Source organism: Vibrio sp. HI00D65, assembly GCF_001635455.1.
Lineage (GTDB): Bacteria > Pseudomonadota > Gammaproteobacteria > Enterobacterales > Vibrionaceae > Vibrio.
The window spans coordinates 1-353 of sequence record NZ_LWEH01000574.1; the positions used below are offsets into that span (position 1 = coordinate 1).

1 rRNA gene is annotated in these 353 nt (G+C 48.7%); it reads left to right on the forward strand.

Going from position 1 to position 353, the window contains the following annotated elements:
- Nucleotides 1–353 (forward strand): 23S ribosomal RNA (locus tag A3712_RS23925); the annotation flags it as partial.

Genomic DNA, 353 nt, shown 5'->3' on the forward strand with positions numbered 1-353 from the left:
ACCGATAGTGAACCAGTACCGTGAGGGAAAGGCGAAAAGAACCCCTGTGAGGGGAGTGAAATAGAACCTGAAACCGTGTACGTACAAGCAGTAGGAGCACCTTCGTGGTGTGACTGCGTACCTTTTGTATAATGGGTCAGCGACTTAATTTTAGTAGCAAGGTTAACCGTTTAGGGGAGCCGTAGGGAAACCGAGTCTTAACTGGGCGTACAGTTGCTAGGATTAGACCCGAAACCAGGTGATCTAGCCATGGGCAGGTTGAAGGTTGAGTAACATCAACTGGAGGACCGAACCGACTAATGTTGAAAAATTAGCGGATGACTTGTGGCTAGGGGTGAAAGGCCAATCAAACC